The 19,466-nt window shown below is 63.7% G+C and carries 15 protein-coding genes; 7 read left to right on the top strand and 8 right to left on the bottom strand.

All coding sequences use genetic code 11. The annotated features are described in order from the left end of the window. Nucleotides 1–85 precede the first annotated feature (85 nt). Both purH and MJ639_RS07865 read left to right on the top strand, forming a co-directional pair. Nucleotides 86–1,678, top strand: coding sequence for a bifunctional phosphoribosylaminoimidazolecarboxamide formyltransferase/IMP cyclohydrolase (gene purH / locus MJ639_RS07870; RefSeq protein ID WP_243370069.1), 1,593 nt, complete (start codon nucleotides 86–88; stop codon nucleotides 1,676–1,678). A 94-nt stretch (nucleotides 1,679–1,772) separates the two neighbouring features. Continuing rightward, nucleotides 1,773–2,093, top strand: a complete 321-nt coding sequence (locus MJ639_RS07865) for a heavy metal-binding domain-containing protein (protein WP_243370068.1) — start codon at nucleotides 1,773–1,775, stop codon at nucleotides 2,091–2,093. A 1-nt stretch (nucleotide 2,094) separates the two neighbouring features. On the opposite strand, the gene MJ639_RS07860 is transcribed toward MJ639_RS07865, so the two are convergent. From MJ639_RS07860 to MJ639_RS07850, 3 genes are all read right to left on the bottom strand, one after another. Further along, nucleotides 2,095–3,468, bottom strand: a complete 1,374-nt coding sequence (locus MJ639_RS07860) for an MFS transporter (RefSeq protein WP_243370066.1) — start codon at nucleotides 3,466–3,468, stop codon at nucleotides 2,095–2,097. A 13-nt stretch (nucleotides 3,469–3,481) separates the two neighbouring features. Continuing rightward, the gene (locus tag MJ639_RS07855; protein WP_243370064.1) at nucleotides 3,482–8,311 is read right to left on the bottom strand and encodes an NAD-glutamate dehydrogenase; all 4,830 of its coding nucleotides are present in this window, start codon (nucleotides 8,309–8,311) and stop codon (nucleotides 3,482–3,484) included. A gap of 124 nt (nucleotides 8,312–8,435) precedes the next feature. Further along, entirely contained in the window at nucleotides 8,436–8,783 is a 348-nt protein-coding gene (locus MJ639_RS07850; protein ID WP_243370062.1) for a winged helix-turn-helix transcriptional regulator, read from the bottom strand. A gap of 96 nt (nucleotides 8,784–8,879) precedes the next feature. Here MJ639_RS07850 and MJ639_RS07845 point away from each other — a divergent pair, with 96 nt between their 5' ends. After that, nucleotides 8,880–9,896: a zinc-binding alcohol dehydrogenase family protein gene (locus MJ639_RS07845; RefSeq protein ID WP_243370060.1), complete on the top strand. Its 1,017-nt coding sequence runs from the start codon at nucleotides 8,880–8,882 to the stop codon at nucleotides 9,894–9,896. Between the two features lie 285 nt (nucleotides 9,897–10,181). Continuing rightward, nucleotides 10,182–10,562, top strand: a complete 381-nt coding sequence (locus tag MJ639_RS07840; RefSeq protein WP_243370058.1) for a DUF2794 domain-containing protein — start codon at nucleotides 10,182–10,184, stop codon at nucleotides 10,560–10,562. Nucleotides 10,563–10,574: 12 nt separating this feature from the next. Here the strand turns inward: MJ639_RS07840 and MJ639_RS07835 are convergent, their stop codons facing one another. From MJ639_RS07835 to MJ639_RS07815, 5 genes are all read right to left on the bottom strand, one after another. Then, a complete protein-coding gene (locus MJ639_RS07835; protein ID WP_243370056.1) occupies nucleotides 10,575–11,828 on the bottom strand; it encodes an MFS transporter in 1,254 nt (417 codons plus the stop codon). A gap of 5 nt (nucleotides 11,829–11,833) precedes the next feature. Beyond that, nucleotides 11,834–12,373, bottom strand: a complete 540-nt coding sequence (locus MJ639_RS07830; protein WP_243370054.1) for a GNAT family N-acetyltransferase — start codon at nucleotides 12,371–12,373, stop codon at nucleotides 11,834–11,836. A gap of 97 nt (nucleotides 12,374–12,470) precedes the next feature. Further along, complete coding sequence (locus MJ639_RS07825; RefSeq protein WP_243370052.1) at nucleotides 12,471–13,235, bottom strand: Bax inhibitor-1/YccA family protein; 765 nt, start codon at nucleotides 13,233–13,235, stop codon at nucleotides 12,471–12,473. A gap of 231 nt (nucleotides 13,236–13,466) precedes the next feature. Next, a complete protein-coding gene (locus MJ639_RS07820) occupies nucleotides 13,467–16,052 on the bottom strand; it encodes an ABC transporter permease (RefSeq protein WP_243370050.1) in 2,586 nt (861 codons plus the stop codon). A gap of 13 nt (nucleotides 16,053–16,065) precedes the next feature. Next, on the bottom strand, nucleotides 16,066–16,764 hold the full coding sequence (locus MJ639_RS07815; protein ID WP_423790766.1) for an ABC transporter ATP-binding protein: 699 nt from the start codon (nucleotides 16,762–16,764) through the stop codon (nucleotides 16,066–16,068). 67 nt (nucleotides 16,765–16,831) lie between these two features. Between MJ639_RS07815 and MJ639_RS07810 the strand changes: the two genes are divergently transcribed. From MJ639_RS07810 to thpR, 3 genes are all read left to right on the top strand, one after another. Further along, complete coding sequence (locus MJ639_RS07810) at nucleotides 16,832–17,494, top strand: arylesterase (protein ID WP_243370046.1); 663 nt, start codon at nucleotides 16,832–16,834, stop codon at nucleotides 17,492–17,494. 64 nt (nucleotides 17,495–17,558) lie between these two features. Continuing rightward, nucleotides 17,559–18,602, top strand: a complete 1,044-nt coding sequence (locus MJ639_RS07805) for an aldo/keto reductase (RefSeq protein WP_243370041.1) — start codon at nucleotides 17,559–17,561, stop codon at nucleotides 18,600–18,602. A 324-nt stretch (nucleotides 18,603–18,926) separates the two neighbouring features. Next, on the top strand, nucleotides 18,927–19,463 hold the full coding sequence (thpR, locus tag MJ639_RS07800; RefSeq protein WP_243370039.1) for an RNA 2',3'-cyclic phosphodiesterase: 537 nt from the start codon (nucleotides 18,927–18,929) through the stop codon (nucleotides 19,461–19,463). Nucleotides 19,464–19,466 lie beyond the last annotated feature (3 nt).

The following is a 19,466-nucleotide window of genomic DNA, read 5'->3' as shown; positions in this document are numbered from 1 at the left end:
CTGGAACGCCACCCTTCGCGGTTCCCATCCGGGACCTCCCGTGCTATCGCGCCCGCATCCTTTACCCCTTCATGGAGCGGCCGCCATGCCGAGCGATCTGAAGCGCGTTTCCCGCGCTCTGCTTTCCGTATCCGACAAGACGGGCCTCGTGGACTTCGCCCGTGCTTTGTCCGCGCGCGGCATCGAGCTGGTCTCCACCGGCGGCACGCACAAGGCGCTGAGCGAGGCGGGTCTGCCCGTGAAGGACGTAAGCGATCTCACGGGCTTTCCCGAGATGATGGACGGGCGCGTGAAGACGCTTCATCCGTCCGTCCATGGCGGCCTTCTTGGCATCCGCGCCAATCCTGAGCACCAGGCCGCCATGCTGGCCCACGGCATCCAGCCTATCGATCTCTTGGTGGTGAACCTCTATCCCTTCGAGGCCACCGTCGCCGCGGGTCGCCCCTACGACGACTGCATCGAGAACATCGATATCGGCGGCCCTGCCATGATCCGCGCTGCCGCCAAGAACCACGGCGACGTAGCGGTGGTGGTGGACGGCGCCGACTACGCTGCCGTTCTCGACGACCTGAAGCAATATGACGGCGCAGTGACCTACACGCTCCGCCGCCGCCTCGCGCAGAAGGCCTATTCCCGCACCGCAGCTTACGACGCGGCGATCTCCAACTGGTTCGCCAGCGAACTCGGTGACGCCACCCCGCCCTTCCGCGCGCTCGGCGGCTCCATCGCGGAAGTCATGCGCTACGGCGAGAACCCGCACCAGAGCGCCGCTTTCTACCGCACGCCCGAGCAGCGCCCCGGCGTCTCCACCGCGCGTCAGGTGCAGGGCAAGCAGCTCTCCTATAACAACATCAACGACACCGACGCCGCCTACGAAGCGGTTGCGGAATTCGCGCCCGAGCGCTCGGCGGCCATCGTGATCGTGAAGCACGCCAATCCCTGTGGCGTGGCTGAAGGCGCAAACCTCGTGGAGGCTTACGAGAAGGCCCTGCGCTGCGATCCGGTCTCGGCCTTCGGCGGCATCGTCGCCATGAACCGCACCCTCGATGCGGAAGCAGCAAAAGCCATCACCGAGATCTTCACGGAAGTGATCATCGCGCCCGACGCCAGCGAAGAGGCCATCGCCATCGTCGCCGCGAAGAAGAACCTGCGCCTGTTGCTTGCAGGCGCCCTGCCCGATCCGCGCCAGGCCGGCCTGACGCTGCGCACCGTGGCGGGCGGATTCCTCGCTCAGTCGCGCGACAACGCCGTGGTCGATGCCATGGACCTGAAGGTGGTGACGAAGCGCGCTCCCACGGAGCGTGAGCTCGCGGACCTGCGCTTCGCCTTCCGCGTCGCCAAGCACGTGAAGTCGAACGCCATCGTCTATGCGAAGGATCTCGCGACCGTCGGCATCGGCGCCGGCCAGATGAGCCGCGTCGATTCCTCCCGCATCGCAGCCTGGAAGGCCGCGGAAGCCGCGAAAGCAGCAGGCCTGCCGGAGACCCTCGCCAAGGGCTCGGTCGTCGCCTCCGACGCTTTCTTCCCCTTCGCGGACGGCCTTCTCGCTGCCGCGGAAGCCGGCGCTACCGCCGTGATCCAGCCCGGCGGCTCCATGCGCGACGACGAGGTGATCAAGGCCGCAGACGAGGCCGGCCTCGCCATGGTCTTCACCGGCCACAGGCACTTCCGTCACTAAGCTAATGGCGTCATCCCGGATCTGCGCTTCGCTCCGTCCGGGATGACGTTTCTCCTTTCGCTTCCCATATATGCGACATCAAAAGGAGACCCTGATGATCGTCACCACCACGCCCTCCATCGAAGGCCGCCGCATTGCCGCTTATCGCGGCATCGTCTCGGGCGAGGCCATTCTCGGTGCGAATGTCTTTCGCGATTTCTTCGCCTCTATCCGCGATGTGGTGGGCGGGCGCTCGGGTTCGTATGAGCGCGTGCTGCGCGACGGGCGCGATACCGCCTTGAACGAGATGATCGAGGAAGCGCAGCGTCTCGGGGCTCATGCCATCGTGGGCGTGCACATGGATTACGGCGCGATCGGCAAGAACGAAGGCATGATGATGGTCACCGTCAGCGGCACCGCCGTGACGCTGGAATAGTTCACGCCCGCTTCACGCCGCTCAGCAGAATAAAGCCCGCGAAAAGAAACAGGATCAGCACCGCTGGTCCTGCGGCTTGCGTTTGGAAGATCGCGGTCGCCACCGCCACCGCGAGCGGCGCGAGGAAGGACGTGACCTTTCCGGACAAGGCGAGCAATCCGAAGTAGCGCCCGGCCTCGCGCGGTGGAACGAGCCGCGCGAGTAGACTGCGAGAGGAAGCCTGCAAGGGACCAGCGACGGAGCCGATGACGAGGCCGAGCAGGACGAAGAGCTTTTCCGGCGTGCTCGCATAAAGCCCCTCGCCTGCCGGCACGGTCGGGATGACGAAGAGAATGTGCTCCCGCCCCAAGGACAGCACGCCGAGGCAGACGAGCGCGAGCACGAGGATCGCGCCCATGATCACGGGCTTTGCGCCGAAGCGGTCGTCGAGGCGGCCGCCGATCAGCGCGCCGATGGTTCCGGTGATGGTGAGTAGGATGCCGAAGAGTCCGAGCTCCGTCGCCTGCCAGCCGAAGACGCCTGCTCCGTAGATTCCGCCAAAGGCGAAGAGTGCGACGAGCGCATCCTGATAGACCATGTTGGCGATGAGGAAGCGCAGCACGCCCTCATGCCGCCGCGCGTCGGTGAGCGTGTTTTTCACCTGCGCCAATCCATGGCGCACAGCCTCACCCAGTTTCAACTTTGAACGCGCGATGTCGGGCGTAAACAGGAAGAGCGGCATCACGAAGATGAGAAACCACAGGGCCGAAAATGGGCCTGTAATGCGGTCGCCTTCGCGCGCCGCAGGATCGAGTCCAAAGAGCGGCGCAAAGCCAAGCACTGTCTTGCCGCTACCCGCATCCGCCGCGAGGAAACCCAGCACGATCACGAGCGACACCAAGCCGCCGAGATAGCCCATCGCCCAGCCGGCGCCGGAGAGGCGCCCGAAACGCTCCGGCGGCACGAGATGCGGGATCATGGCGTTGTTGAACACCGCTGCCACTTCGACCGCGATTGTCGCGAAGGCGAAACCGATGAGGGCGATTGGAATCGCGTTCGGCTGGCCCGGCGCGGCATACCAGAGCGCGAAGGAAGCGATGAATAGCACGAGGCCGCAAGCCGAAATCCACGGCTTCTTCGGGCCCGTCGCATCGGCGACGGAGCCGAGAACCGGCGAGAGGATGGCGAGCGCGAAGCCCGCTGCCGCCGTCGCATAGCCCCAGAGGCTCTGGCCCGTCACCGGATCGGGCGCGAGGGATGCCGCGAAATAGGGCGCGAAGACGAAAGTGGTGACGAGGGTGAAAAAGGGCTGGCAGGCCCAATCGAAGAGCAGCCAGCCCAGGATCGCGGGGCGCGAGGCGAAAGCAGGCTTTTCCTGCACTTCGCCCCCGCTCACCTCGATGATCCCATCACGATGTCCGCGCCAGATCGCCGAGGAGGCTCGCCGCCACGGTGATCTTGGAGAGCGTGAGGCCCGATGACACGATGCTGTCGACTGCACCGCGGATGCGGCTCACATCCGCGCCGCGCTTTTCGCTCCAGGCCTGGACCGCTTCCGTGCCGGAGAGATCGCCTGCGGCGACCTCCGCCGTCAGGCCGCGATGGGCATAGGCGATGCTGTCGACGGCACGGTCGAGCGCCAGGCGGTCGAAGTAATCGCTGACGCTGATCTCATGCGCCGCGCCGATGAGCGCGCCGAGACGGAACGCGGCCTCGAGCGCGAAATGCGTGCGCGCGATGTCGCTCACGGGTTTGCCCGTCTTCTGTGCGGTCAGCACGATATCGGGCGCCGCGACGAGATCGGGCAGAGCCGCGATGCGGCGCGCGAGCGCCTCAGGCGTGCCCTGATCGATCAGCGCCTTCGCGCGGGCATTCAGGGCTTCGAGAGCCTCAGGCGACAGGGTTGTCGGCAGGCCGCGCTCCACGTCCGCGATACCGGCCTGATAGGCGCCGATGATCGTGTCGAGGGAATGCGTGCTGAAATCCACGTTGCGGATGAACCAGACGATCCGGTTCATGAGCAGGTCCTGCAACTCGCCATAGAGACGCAGCTGCAGCGCGCCCGGCACCACGCCGTCGAGGGCATCGATGGCGAGGTTCATGTCGGTCAGGCCGAAAGCATCGCGGGTCGCCGCATAGGCTGCCGCGATCGTCGGTGCGTCGGCACCGGTCTGATCCACGAGGCGCGCCACCATGGTGGGGCCGCCGCGATTTATGATGGCGTTGGCGAGCTGCGTCGCGATGATCTCGCGGCGCAGGCGATGTGTTGCAATCGCATCCGGGAAACGCTCGCGCATGGCGGCCGGGAAGTACCGGTCCAGCTCCTTGCCGAGATACGGATCATCGGGCACCGCGCTCTCAAGCAATTCGTCATGCAGCGAGAGTTTGGCGTATGCGAGCAGCACCGCGAGTTCGGGGCGCGTGAGCGCCTCGCCACGACGGGCGCGCTCGGTGAGCGTTGCGTCGTCGGGCAGGTACTCCACCTTGCGGTTGAGACGACCTTGCGATTCCAGCATCTGCATGAGACGGCGCGCGAAACCAAGATCGGCGAGGCCGCGCTGCTCGGAGAGCGAGAGCGCCAGGGTCTGCAGATAGTTGTTGCGCAGCACCAGGCCCGCAACCTCGTCGGTCATGTCGGCGAGAAGCGTGTTGCGCGCCTCTTCCGGCAGACGTCCATCGCGCTCAGGGGTGGTGAGTGCGATCTTGATATTCACTTCCACGTCAGAAGTATTCACGCCCGCCGAATTGTCGATGGCATCAGTGTTGAGGCGCACGCCATTCTGTCCGGCTTCGATGCGGCCGCGTTGGGTCATGCCGAGATTGGCGCCCTCGCCGATCACCTTGGCGCGGACATCCACACCCGCAATACGGATCGCGTCGTTGGCGCGATCGCCCACCTGCTCGTCGGTTTCGGAGGACGAACGGATGTAGGTGCCGATGCCGCCGAACCAGAGCAGACCCACCTGCGCCTTCAGAATCGCCGTCATCACCTCGGCGGGCGTTGCCTGAGCCTGGGGGAGGCCCAGGAGTGCCTGCACCTCTGTCGAGAGCGGAATCGACTTCGCATTACGCGGGAACACGCCGCCGCCCTGTGAGATGAGCGACTTGTCGTAATCCTGCCAGCTCGAACGCGGCAGGGCGAACAGACGCTCGCGCTCCTTGAACGAGGTTTCCGGATCCGGATTCGGATCAAGGAAGATGTCGCGATGGTCGAAGGCCGCCACGAGCTTCAGGGCGCGCGAGAGCAGCATGCCGTTGCCGAACACGTCGCCGGACATGTCGCCCACGCCCGCCACCGTCACGGGCTGCGTCTGGATATCGATGTCCATCTCGCGGAAGTGGCGCTTCACCGCTTCCCAGGCACCGCGTGCGGTGATGCCCATCTTCTTGTGATCGTAGCCCTGGCTGCCGCCGGAGGCGAAGGCATCGCCGAGCCAATGGCCCTTTTCGATGGAGAGCGCATTCGCCGTGTCGGAGAAAGTGGCCGTGCCCTTGTCAGCGGCGACCACGAGATAGGGATCGTCCCCATCGTGGCGCACCGTGTCGGCAGGCGGCACGAGGCGATCGCCCTCGATATTGTCGGTGAGCTGCAGGAGCGTGCGCACGAAGATGCGGTAGCTCTCGGTGCCCTCGTTGAGCCAGGCCTGACGGTCGCTCGCGGGCGGCAGGTGCTTGGGCACGAAGCCGCCCTTGGCGCCGACCGGCACGATCACCGCGTTCTTCACCTGCTGCGCCTTCACGAGGCCCAGCACCTCGGTGCGGAAATCCTGCGGACGGTCGGACCAGCGAAGGCCGCCGCGCGCCACCTTGCCGTAGCGCAGATGCACGCCTTCGACGCGTGGCGAATAAACGAAGATCTCGTAGAGGGGCTTGGGCAGCGGCAGGCCTTCCACCTTCGCGCATTCGAACTTGAATGCGATGGTCTGGCGCGGCAGGCCGTTGCCTTCCAGCTGGAAGAAGTTGGTGCGCACAGCCGCTTCGATCAGGTTGATGAAACGGCGCAGGATGCGGTCGTCGTCGAGGCTCGTGACGTTCTTCAGCTGCTCCTCGATGGCCGCACGGACAGCCGCTTCAGCCTCGGCATTGCCGGCATGGCGCGGATCGAAGCGCGCATAGAACAGCTTCACGATGTTCTTCGTGATCTCTGAATGGCGGGCCAGCGTGTCGGCAAGGTAATCCTGCGCGTAGGCGACCTGGATCTGACGCAGATAGCGGCCCAGCGTGCGCACCATGGCGACATCGCGCCAGCCGAGGCCCGCTTCGAGCACCAGACGGTTGAAACCATCCGACTCCGCAAGGCCACGGAAGAGAGCGAGCAGGGCCGCCTCGATCAGCGTCTGGATCTCGTCAATATCGATAGCACCACCAGCTGCGCGCTCCAGCGCCATGTCGTGGAGCCACACACGGTCCATGCCCGACACGCCGGTGGAAATCACGCGGTAGGTTCGCTCGTTCACCACGCGGAAGCCGAGATTCTCGAGCAGCGGCACGCGGTCGGAGAGCGGCAAAGCCGCATTGCGCGAAAACACCTTCAGGTTAACGCGCGTGTCGTCATCGCCTTCGCGGCGATAGAGATCGACGGCGCGCGGGCGCGCCTCGGAGAGCTGCTCCAGGAGCGCGATGTCCTTGATCGCCTGCTCGGCGCCGAAGGCCTCGCGATAGGCCGCGCTGAAGGCTTCGGCGTAACGCGTGGCAAGGCCACGCGCACGGGCGCCGCCCATGGTCTCGTCGAGCTGGTCGCGAAGGGAATCGCTCCAGGTGCGCACGATGGCGGCGATGCCCTTCTCCAGGGTGTCGCGGGAAACGTCCGGCGTTTCGCCCTCGTCGCGGCCGATGATGTAGTGAGTGCGCGCCAGGGGACCTTGCGGATAATCCGGATAGGATGCGGAAACGCGGCCTTCATAGATGCCCGCGAGGAACTGGCCGATGCGGTGGCGCACGCTGGTGTCGTAGCGGTCCTTCGGCACGAAGACGAGAACCGAGACGAAGCGGTCGAACTCGTCGACGCGCGGAAGCGCCCGAACACGCGGACGCTCCGACAGGTTCATGATATCGATGGCGAAGTGATAAAGCGTCTCTTCGTCGATCTGGAACAGCTCGTCGCGCGGATAATTCTCGAGAACGTTGAGAAGGGCGCGGCTCGCATAGCTCGACGGATCGAAGCCCGCGCGGGCTACCACCTTCGCCACTTTGTGACGCAGATAAGGCACTTCCGCCGTGGTGTTGGTATAGGCGCTCGCCGTGAACAGGCCGACGATACGCAGTTCGCCGCGAAGCCTGCCATCGGCATCGAAAAGCTTGACGCCCACATAATCGAGATGCGCGCGGCGGTGAACGCGGGATTTCACATTCGCCTTGGTGATGATGAGCGCCTGCGGCTTTTCAAGGAAAGCGCGGATTTCGGGCGTCATCGCCACGAGTTCGCGACCACGGCGCAGAACGCGCACGGAAGGATCGCGCAGCAGGCCGAGACCGGAGCCCTCCACCGGATCGGCGGCGGTGTCATCCTTCGGCAGGCGGTATTCGCGAAGGCCGAGGAAGGTGAAGTTGTCGCGCGCGATCCAATCGAGGAAAGCCACGGCCTCGCGCACCTCGTCGTCCGGCAGCGGCGGCGGGTTGAGACGGTAATTCTGGACGATTTCCGTGACGCGGGCGCGCATGGACGGCCAGTCGTGCACGGCAAGCGACACGTCCTTGTGGACGCGACGCATGGCCTCGATGAGGCGATCACGCGTTTCGGCATCGTCGATGCGCGGCAGGTGAACATGGATGAAGCTCTCGCGCTTCACGCCATGACGCGCCACGGCGGTGGCCTCGCCGATCAGGCGCACCAGAGCGCCCTCAGCATCGCGCTCGACGGCCAGGATGGGATGCGCGACGAGATAAGGCTCGTAGCCCTGATCGACCAGCTCGGCGAGGGTCGAATCAAGCAGGAACGGCATGTTGTCGTTGACGATTTCGAGAACCGTCACATCCCTGCGGCGGCCCTCGCGCTCGATTTCGAGATCGATGAGGCGGACATCCTCGCCGCCACCGGCGCGCGGCGCCTTGAGATGCTCGTAAGCCGCCGCAGCCAGTTCCGCGAGGGCGGACGGCGAATACGCGGCGAGATCCTCAGGCGGCACGCGCCCATAGAGATCGCGAACGAAGGTGGGTGGAATGGCTTTGTGCCCGGCTTCCAGAACCGCAACGGCCTCGGCCGTCAGTTCGCTTCCGCTGGTCGGCGTTTCCAGCTTCATGCGCGTATCCTCTTATGATCGTTTTCTGATCGTTACGCGAGCGTTGCCACAGAGCGGCAGGTCGCGCAAGGAAAGCGTACGCTTCTGCACATGGCAGGGTTAAGTTTCCGCAATTCCAGCAACTTTATGCTGCTTTCGCTGCTTGAGACGACAGATTCGTGTCTCCCCATTGCTTGAGGGCGAGAAGCACGGGCTCCAGGCTTTGCCCGCGCGTGGACAGGGAATATTCAACCCGCGGCGGAACCTGCGCATAGACCACGCGAACGATGAGACCGTCGGCCTCCAGCTCCCTGAGCTGGTGGGTGAGCATGCGCTGGGTCACGCCGGGAATGAGGCGCCGCAACTCGTTGAAACGCAAGGTTCCCTTCAGCAGCTTGTAGAGGATCACGATCTTCCATTTGCCATCGATGAGGCTGAGCGCCCGCTCGACGGAACAGCCGGTGCATGATTGCTGCCTTGGGGCACGGGGCATCACGGTATCCTTTTTGACACTATGGGCTTTAATTGTGCGTTCTTGCGAGCTTAAGCCCTATGGCCAACTATGTCTCTACCGAAATGGAGACAAGTCATGCGCGCTGTTGGTTATCAGCAATCCCTACCCATCGAGGCCGACGCCTCCCTCATCGATATCGAGCTGCCCCGCCCGGAACCGGGCCCGCGGGATCTTCTGGTGGAAATCAAGGCGGTTTCGGTCAACCCCGTCGATACCAAGGTGCGTAAGCGCGCCCAGGCCGAGCCCGGCAGCCACAAGGTTTTAGGCTATGACGCCGCGGGAATCGTGCGCGCCGTGGGCGCGGAGGTTTCCCTCTTCAAGGCGGGAGACGAGGTGTTCTATGCGGGCGCCATCACCCGCTCGGGCACCAATGCGGAATTCCATGTGGTCGATGAGCGGATCGTCGGCGTAAAACCGAAGAATCTGAGCTTCGAGGAGGCTGCCGCCCTGCCCCTCACGACGCTGACCGCCTGGGAGACCCTGTTCGACCGCCTGGATATCAAGCGCCCGGTGAAGGGGGCCGCCAATGCTATCCTGATCGTCGGCGCGGCAGGCGGCGTCGGCTCCATTGCCGTGCAGCTCGCGCGCAAGCTCACGAATGTGACGGTGATCGCCACCGCTTCACGCCCGGAAACGCAAAGTTGGGCCAAGGAGCTCGGCGCGCATCATGTGATCGATCATACCAAGCCGCTCGCCGCGCAGGTGGAGGCTTTAGGGATCGGCGCACCCGCCTTCGTGTTCTCGATCACGCATACGGAGACGCATTTCGCCGAGATCGCGAAGCTCATTGTCCCTCAGGGACACTTCGCGCTTATCGACGATCCGAAGGATCCGCTCGATATCAGCCTTCTGAAAGGCAAGTCTGTTTCAATTCACTGGGAATCGATGTTCACCCGCTCCACCTTCCAGACGGCGGACATGGAGCGCCAGCACGAGATTTTGAACGAGGCCTCGCGCCTGATAGACGCAGGCACTATCAAGTCGACGCTCGCCGATGTGCTTGGGCCGATCAATGCGGCCAATCTCAAGAAAGCGCATGCCTTCATCGAGAGCAATCGCGCCAAGGGCAAGATCGTCCTGTCGGGGTTCTAAAAAAGAAAGGCCGCCTGAAAGGCGGCCTGATGTGTCTCGAGGGTTGGTGGCCCGGCTCTCCAGAGGCCTGGAGGGCTGGGGGGCTGACGTGTCCAAGCCGATGGATAAGCCGGGCCGTCGAGGCAACTTGAGTATTTACGATACCCAGTGAGGCACCTTAGGGGCACGAATGAGGCAGGAATAAGATTTGCAAAAGAAGCGGTGATTCATTTCACCTCAATGGCTTGATCCGCTCGCGGGCCGGTCCCATCATCAGTTTCAAGGTAACGGATGATGGGAGCTTTCATGAGCGAGGGTGACGTCTCAGAGCCGCTGCGTGGCGGCGCGATGCAGAGTTCGGCTCACATCGTGCCCTTTCCCACCGCGTCGAAGCAAGTTGCCTTCGATCGTGCCGAGTTGCAGACGATTCTCAATCTCTACGGGCGCATGGTGGCTGCAGGCGAATGGCGCGATTACGCCATCGATTTCACACCCGACAAAGCCGTCTTTTCGATCTACCGGCGCACATCCGAAATGCCACTTTATCGCATCGAGAAGGATCCCAAGCTCGCCAAGCGGCAGGGAGCCTATTCGGTGATCGTCTCCACAGGCCTGATTCTCAAGCGCGGACACGAGCTCGATCGTGTGCTGCGCGTGCTCGACAAGCCGAAGGTCGTGTCGAACTGAGGCAGGCCCGCATCAGGAAAATTTGTCAGCGCTGACATTCGGCATGCGAAGCAGCCACAGCGCTGACACGAAGATGCCGAGCGCGCCCGCCCACAGGATCGGGCGAATGCCGATGATATCGGCGAGAAAGCCTGCCACGAGTGCTGCAACAAGGCCGAGCCCGACGCTCAAGAGATGCACGACGCCGCCTTCGCGACCGCGAAGCGCATCGGGCGTCACCTGCTGGCGCAAAGCCGCCATATGGGTGTGAAGGACCACGTAAAGCCCATCGCCGAAGAGCTGTCCCATGCACAGCAAGGTCACGGCAAGCCAGAGCGGGCCTTGAGCGAGCGGAATGAAGCTCGTGCCCAATCCATAGATCACCAGCACGGTAATCAGCAGCTTGCGCGGCGCGATGCCTTTTCCCACACGCGCCGAGAGACGCGCGCCGATCACGGCGCTGATGCCACCGAGCGCGATGACGAAGCCGAGAATGCCCGGCGGAATGCCGAGTTCGCGCACGGCGAAAAGCACGTAGAGCGGCGCGAAGACCGACAGTGAGAACATGAGCGTCGCAAAGCAGAGCGTCAGCGGTCTTAAAGTCGGATGCCCGAACACGAAACGCAGGCCTTCCGCCGTCTCGCGCCAGAGATCAGGTGCTTGTTCACCCATCTCGACGGGCTTTTCGGGCCGACGAATGGACGCCAGCAGAACAGCCGACCAGAGATAGGACAAGGCATCGAAGAGAATCGCGAAAGGTGCCGTGAGAAGCTGGATCGCAACGCCTGCGGTGGCAGGGCCCACGACCTCGGCCACCGCATCGGTGGTCGCAAGCTTTGAATTGCCTTCGAGGAGTTGATCCTTCTCAATCACGCTCGGCAGATAGGCGTTGTCAGCCGTCTGGAAGACCATGGAAAACAGCGCGACGATAGTGGCAACGCCCATGACCTGACCGATGGTGATCGCATCGAGCCAGGCCGCCACAGGAAGCGTCAGGAGTGCGGCGGCACGCGCCATGTCCGCCAGGATGAGCACGCGCCGCCGGCGGGTGCGGTCGATCCAGGCTCCGACGAAGGGGCTGAGCAGCACGCCCGGCAAGGCGCTCAATGCGATCAGCAGGCCGAGATCCATGGCCGTGGCCCCGAGCGACAGGGCCGCGATGATCGGCAGGCCCTCGCGGGTGAAGCGGGTGCCGATGGCGGAGAGGCTCTGGGCTGCCCAGAGACGCAGGAAATCGGGATTGTCCCAGAGGCCGCCGCGCGGCTTGGCGATGATGGAAGCGAACATGGAGATTACGAGAGAATGGGCCGTGTCGGCGGTTCCGATGGGCCTCGTCCGAGCGGACGCTGCATGAGTACGGTGGAGAGCCAGCGTCCGTGCTTGTAGCCGATGCCTTTGAGGATTCCCACGGGCTCGAATCCAAGACTGCGATGCAGGCTGATGGAGCCTTTCGACTCCTCATCGCCGATGACGGCAACCATAAGCCTGAAATCGAGTGCCTCGCATTCCTTGATCAGCGCTTCGAGCAGCAAGCGCCCGATGCCTTGGCCCTGCGCGGAGGGCGCGACATAGATCGAATCCTCCACCGTGGAGCGATAGGCAGGCCGCGTACGATAGGCGCCCGCATAGGCATAGCCGAGGACTTCACCATCGCGCTCCGCCACGAGATAGGGATAGCCGCCCTCCAAGAGACTTGTACGGCGGCGCGCCATTTCATCCTGCGCAGGAGGCTCGAGCTCGAAGGAGGCCGTGCCGGTGAGCACCGCATGCGCATAGATGGCGGCAATGGCGGGGATATCGGTATCGGCGGAGGGGCGGACGATGGGGCTCATGCGCCCTTCGTAAGGCGAAGCCCTGCGACGCGCAAATCCCAACAAAAAAGCCCCGGCCTTTCGGCCGGGGCTCGTGAAGCATTCGCTTCGTGTGTTCTTACTCGTTCCGGTTGCCGACGAGGGCAAGCAGGAACTGGAACATGTTGATGAAGTCGAGATAGAGCGTCAGCGCGCCCATGACGGAGACCTTGCCGGCAGCCTCAGTGTCGAAGTTGCCGTACAGGTACATCTCCTTCAGCTTCTGCGTATCGTAGGCGGTGAGGCCTGCGAAGATCAGAACGCCGATCACGGAAATGCCGAACTGCAGCATGCTCGACGCGACGAAGATGTTCACGATCGACGCGATGATCAGGCCGACGAGACCCATGATCAGGAACGAGCCCATGCCCGACAGGCTGCGGCGGGTGGTGTAGCCCCACAGCGACAGCGCGCCGAAGGCGGCAGCCGTGATGAAGAACACCTGCACGACGCTCGCGCCGGTGTAGCGGATCAGAAGCGTCGAAAGCGAAGCGCCCATCACCGCCGCGAAGGCGAAGAAGGTCATACGCGCCGTTGCGGCCGACATGCGGTCGATACGGAACGAGAAGAAGAAGATGAAGGCCAGAGGCGCCAGCGCCACAACCCACATCAGAGGCGTGCCATACAGAACGCGTCCGAACTCGGTCAGCGCCATGCGGCCGGCGTCATTTGTCGTGACGGCCGCCATGTTGATGCCAAGCGCGACCAGAGCCGAAATGGCCAGGCCCAGGACCATGTTGTTGTAGACGCCGAGCATGAAGGTGCGCAGGCCCTGGTCGACCTGAGCCTCCGTCCGGGCAAAGCCGGTGCCATAGGCGTTTTGGTTTTGCTCATACGGTTGCATCGGAGTCCTTTCTCACGGTGTCCCGTTGTTGTTCCCTCGAAAGGCTGGGGATCAGCCTTTGGCCGCCACTATAGCATGGCGACGCAGGAAATATGAGGGGGCGCCCCTGTCTCCGCAAGAGCCAACGCCAAGCTTCAACTTTTTGTGAAAAGGTTTTTCGGGAGGCCGCGCAGAGCTGCCTCCCATTATCCTCTCGCCGTTCCTCTATAACGCCGGGTCGAATCCAAGCGTCTAAAGGTTTCTCAAGTATTGCGCCGGTTTTTGACTGAGGATCCGCCACGTTCCCATCAAGCCTAAGCCTACGGTCACCAGAACGGCCAAGGCACAAGCCACGAGAGCGCCCGACAAATCTAAGCTGAAGCTTAAGTTCATGAGACGGGTCACGATGAAGTACGAGGCAACGCCCCCGGCGAGCAGCCCGAACACCGCGCTCGCCAGACCCAGCAGCCCGTATTCCAGGGCATAGGCCGAAAGCAGCCGGGTGCGGGTGGCCCCCAGGGTCTTCAGCACCACCGCATCGTAGAGCCGCGCCCGATGGCCCGCCGCAAGGGCGCCGGCCAGAACCAAGAGGCTCGCGATCAACGCGATCGAGCTCGCGCCCCGGATCGCCATGACGAGCTGGGAGACCACATCGTTCACCGCCTCCAGCGCATCCTTCACGCGAACGCTCGAGACCATGGGATAGGTCAGGCCGGAATTGCGCAGGATCTTGGCGTCGGTGGCCGCATCCGACCCGTTCGGGAAGGTGACGGTGGCCAGATGCGTATGCGGCGCGCCCGCGAAGGTGTTGGGCGAGAACACCATCACGAAATTGATGCCGAGCGAGCGCCACTCGATCTCGCGCAGATTCGCGATGGTAGCCGTGATGTTGCGGCCGAGCACATTGACGGTGATGTCGTCACCGATCTTCAACCCTAAGCCTTCCGCGATCTTGCCGTCGAAGGAGACGAGGGGCTTGCCGCGATAATCCTCAGGCCACCATTCGCCCTGCACGAGCTTGGAACCTTCAGGCGGCGTCTTGGCATAGGTGATGCCGCGATCGCCCTCGAGTACCCAGGAGATATCCTCCGGCGCCCTCACTTCGGAGACGGGCCGTCCACCGAGCGTCACGAGACGTCCGCGCATCATCGGAACGCGCTCGATCTGCGCGTCGCCCGCCTGCTGCTTCAAAAAGCCCTCGAAGGCATCGGCCTGCTGGTTCGGGATGTCGAGGAAGAAGAAGCTCGGTGCCTGCTGCGGCAGGCTCTGGGTGAGCTGCTTCGTCAGGTTCGAATCGATGAGCGAGAGGGTCACGAGAAGCGTAATGCCAAGCCCCAGCGATAGCACCAACGAGGGCGTGAGCGCGCCGGGACGGTGGATGTTGGCGAGCGCCAGACGCGGCGCCGTGCGGCGCGGGCGCGGCAGGCGGCGGGCAAGCGCCATGATGCCCATCGCCACGATCCGCAGCAGCAGGAACGAGCCTGCGGCCGCCGCCACGAACATGAGCGCGATGCGCTGGTCATAGGCTGCCACGACCGCGAGCGACACGAGCGACATGACGGAGACGCCCAGCGCCGTGAGATAGCGCTTGCGCGGCCAGCGCCGCTCCGGATCGATCTGGTCGCGGAACAGGCCTGAGACCGGCACGTCATGAGCCCGTCCCAGCGGCGCGATGGCGAAGACCAAGGCGGTGAGCACGCCATACAAAAGCGCGATGCCGAGTTCGGCGAACGCAATGACCGGCTGAATCGGAATCGGCAACAGATGACCGAATGCACCCGTGATGACGAATGGCAGGGCCGCACCAACCATGAGGCCGATACCGATGCCCAAGGCTGCAATCAGCATCACCTGCGTGAGATAGAGCAGAACCACCTGCCCGCCCGGCGCGCCGAGGCTCTTGAGCGTCGCGATGGAAGCGCGCTTGCGGTCCACGAAACCGCGCACCGCGTTGGCCACGCCCACGCCGCCGACCAGCAGAGCGGTCAAACCGACGAGGGTGAGGAATTGCGTGAAGCGCTCGATATTCTTGGCAAAGCGCGGATCGGCGTTGAGACGGTTGCGGATGCGCCAACCTGCTTCCGGCAGAACACGGCCCGCCTCTGCTTCGACCTGCGCAAGACCCTCTTCCGTATTCAGATTTTGCGGAACGGTAAGCCGATAGGTCCAGCGCACGAGACTGCCGGGCTGCACGAGGCCCGTCGCCTGGAGCGCATCCTGCGAGATCAGCAGGCGCGGCCCGAAGCCGATGCCGTCGGCGATCTGGTCGGGCTCGGTCACGAGACTCGCGCGCAGCTCTACATTGGCGCCGCCCACCGTCACCCGGTCACCCACCTTCAGATCGAGGCGCGCGAGCAAGGCCGGATCGACCACCGCACCATATGCGCCGTTGCGCTCTGCAAACAGGTCAGCAGGCAGCATCTGCGGAGCGGTCTCCAGCGTGCCGACATTGGGATAGCCGCCATCGACCGCCTTCATCTCGACGAGGCCGGAGCCTTTCTCGCCTGCCACCACCATGGCGCGCATGGAGGCGACGACGTTCACCTGCCCCTTCGAATCGAGAAAGGCCCGCTCAGGAGCGCTCGCCTCGCGCTGGATCAGCGAGAACGCCATGTCGCCGCCGAGAATCCGGCGGCCTTCGCGAGAGATGCCCTCAGTGAGTGCGCGGGAAAGAGAGGAGACGCTCGCAATCGCCGCGACGCCGAGCGCGATGCAGGCGAGAAAGATGCCGAAGCCTTTCAGGCCTCCGCGCAGCTCGCGGAAGGCGAGACGCAGGATGAGCGGCATTTTCGAATCGGATGCGGGACGCCGCTGCGGCGTGGAGAGGGTGCCATGCATGGAACCGCTCCCTTTAAGCCACGGCCGAGGCCGCATCGGCCTCCACCTGGCCCGAGCGCAAGCGCACCGTGCGGTCGCAGAGGCGGGCGAGGTTGAGATCGTGCGTCACGAGCACCAGGGTCGCGCCGCGGTCGCGCTTCAAGGCAAAGAGCAGATCGACGATGGACGTGCCCGTATTCTCGTCGAGATTGCCGGTGGGCTCGTCCGCGACCAGGATCGCCGGGTTCGGCACGATGGCGCGGGCAATGGCCACGCGCTGCTGCTCGCCACCGGAGAGCTGCGCCGGATAATGATGCAGGCGATGGCCCAAACCCACGGCCTGAAGCTCGGCCTCGGCGCGCTCGAACGCCTCGTCCTCGCCCGCAAGTTCCAGGGGCAGCGCCACGTTTTCCAGCGCCGTCATGGTGGGCACGAGATGAAAGGACTGGAACACGATGCCGATGCGCCTGCCTCGAAAACGGGCGAGCGCATCCTCATCGAGCCCCGAAAGATCGGTGCCGTCCACGATCACCTTGCCGGAATCGGGCCGCTCGAGGCCGGCCATGGTCATGAGCAGGGTGGACTTGCCCGAGCCCGAAGGGCCGACCAGCCCCACCGCCTCGCCTTTGTCGACGCCGAGTGAGATCCCCTTGAGGATATGCACCCGCGCGGCCCCGCGTCCGAGGCTCAAATCGACATCGTGAAGCGCAATGGCCTTGTCCTTCATGCCCATACATCCGATCTGTTGGAGACTGAAAAGCTGAACGTTGTTTAGTCCGACATAGATGGGAAGCCTATCGATGAAGCGCCAATCCGGCCCATTCATGACGATCATATTTGCGTGTGCTCTCGCCTTGACCGCTGCCTTCACCCCCTCCTCAGCCGCCCTCGCCCAGGACAGGACCCTGAAGCTCGTGGCCCTCGGCGACAGCCTGACTGCCGGCTACAACCTACCGCAGGAAGCGGCCTTCCCGGTCGTGCTGGAGAAGGCCCTCAAGGCTAAGGGATACAAGGTGGAGATCGCCAATGCAGGCGTCTCGGGCGACACCTCTTCCGGTGGCCTCGACCGGCTCGACTGGTCCGTTCCCGACGGCACGGACGGGGTGATCGTCGAGCTTGGGGCCAACGACATGCTGCGCGGCCTCGATCCGGCAGGCACCCGCAAGAATATCGAGACCATCGTGGAGCGCTTGAAGGCCCGCAATATCCCGGTGATGCTCGCTGGCATGTATGCCTCCCGCAATCTGGGCGCTGACTACATCCAGAAATTCGACACCATCTATTCCGACATTGCGAAGAAGCACGACCTTGTGCTCTATCCCTTCTTCCTCGACGGGGTGGCCGGCGAGCGGTCTCTCAACCTAGCCGACGGCCTGCACCCGACGGCAAAGGGCGTGGAGACCATCGTCGAGCGCATTCTGCCCTCGGTCGAGAGGTTTCTTGCCCGCCTGACCCAGCGCTGATCGTCTTTCAGCGCCCACGATTCTTTCCAGACGCGGTGGCCTACCGCCGCGAGGAGCCTTAACGATGCAATATCGCCGCCTTGGCCGCACCGATCTCAATGTCAGCCTCATCTGCCTCGGCACCATGACCTGGGGCCAACAGAACACCGAGGCCGAGGGCCATGAGCAGATGGATTATGCCCTCGATCAGGGCATCAATTTCTTCGACACCGCAGAGCTCTATTCGATTCCGCCCAAGGCGGAGACACAGGGCTCGACGGAAAAGATCATCGGCTCCTGGTTCAAGTCGCGGGCCAACCGCGACAAGGTGATTCTCGCCACTAAGGTGGTGGGCCGCTCGGACAATACCTGGTTCCGCGACGACGGCTCCAAGGCCGAGCTCTCGCGCAAGCAGATCGAGGAGGCGGTGAACAAGAGCCTGAAAAGGCTCCAGACCGATTATATCGACCTCTACCAGATCCACTGGCCCGACCGCCCGATGCAGTGGGGCGCGAACCACACGATCTATCGTCACCAGGAAGGCGATTCGCATCCGATCGGCGAGACCGTCGAGATCATGACGGACCTCGTGAAGGCCGGAAAGATCCGCCATTTCGGCCTCTCCAACGAGAGCGCCTGGGGCACCATGAGTTTCCTCAAGCACGCGGAGGCCAAGGGCCACGCGCGAGCGCAATCGGTGCAGAACGCCTATAACCTGCTCAACCGCACCTACGAGGTGGGACTGGCGGAAGTGAGCCTGCGCGAGCAGGTAAGCCTGCTCGCCTATTCGCCGCTGGCGCAAGGCTATCTCACGGGCAAATATCTCGACGGCGCACGGCCTGCAGGCGCGCGCACGACATTGTTCAATCGCGGCCAGCGCTACGAGAACGCCACTGCCGAGGCGGCCATTCGCAAGTACCTCGCTCTCGCCAAGGAGTTCGGCCTCGATCCGGCGCAGATGGCGCTGGCCTATGTGAATTCCCGTCCCTTCGTGACATCCAACATCATCGGCGCGACCTCGATGGCGCAGTTGAAGACGGATATCGCCTCCATCGAGGTGAAGATCACGCCGGAGCTGGAGAAGCGCATCGACGCCATCCACATCGAGCATTGCAATCCCTGCCCGTAAATCAAAGCGTCATCCCGGACGGAGCGTAGCGAAGATCCGGGATCGTTCGACGAAAATGGCTCTGGTCACCTCTCCCCGGTGGGGAGAGGTCGAGCGCAGCGAGGGTGAGGGGGGTGAGACCTCTCCGGATGGACCTGTAACCCCTCACCCGGACCTCCGGTCCGACCTCTCCCTCAAGGAGAGGTGATAATCCCGCGCCTTATTTTGCCGACGATCCCGGGTTCTGCTTCGCAGCCCCGGGATGACCGCCAAAGATCGGCCGGAACCAAAGCCGGCTGTCCTTCGTCTGATACGAAGAGTGAAGCCAAGCTCGGGAGGTGCCGCATGCCACGTCTTTTCACCGGCATCGAAATCCCCGCCGAGATCGCCATGGCGCTGTCCGCCTATCGCGGCGGCCTGCCGGGCGCGCGCTGGATCGACCCCGAGAATTATCACCTCACCCTGCGCTTCATCGGCGACATCGACGATCGCATGGCGGACGACGTGTATTCGATCCTCGGCGATTGCCGCTATCGCGACCCGATGACCTTCACCATCGAAGGCCTCGACACCTTCGGCGGATCGAAGCCCCGCACCGTCTTCGCCCGCATCTCAGGCAACGGTGAACTCACAGAACTGCAGGCCGAGCAGGAGCGCATGATGCGCCAGATCGGTTTGGCCCCCGAAACGCGCAAGTTCACACCTCATGTGACGCTCGCGCGCCTGAAGAACGTATCCCCCATCGACGTGGCAGATTACATGGCGACACGCGGCCATTTCCCGAAGCTCACTTTCACCGCCCATCGCTTCGTGCTCTATTCATCGAAAGCATCCACGGGCGGCGGACCCTATGTGGTCGAAGCCGCCTACCCTCTCGGCTAGGAT

The organism is Microvirga solisilvae, assembly GCF_022808595.1.
Classification (GTDB): Bacteria; Pseudomonadota; Alphaproteobacteria; order Rhizobiales; family Beijerinckiaceae; genus Microvirga; species Microvirga solisilvae.
This window is presented reverse-complemented; position numbering and strand designations above follow the sequence as displayed.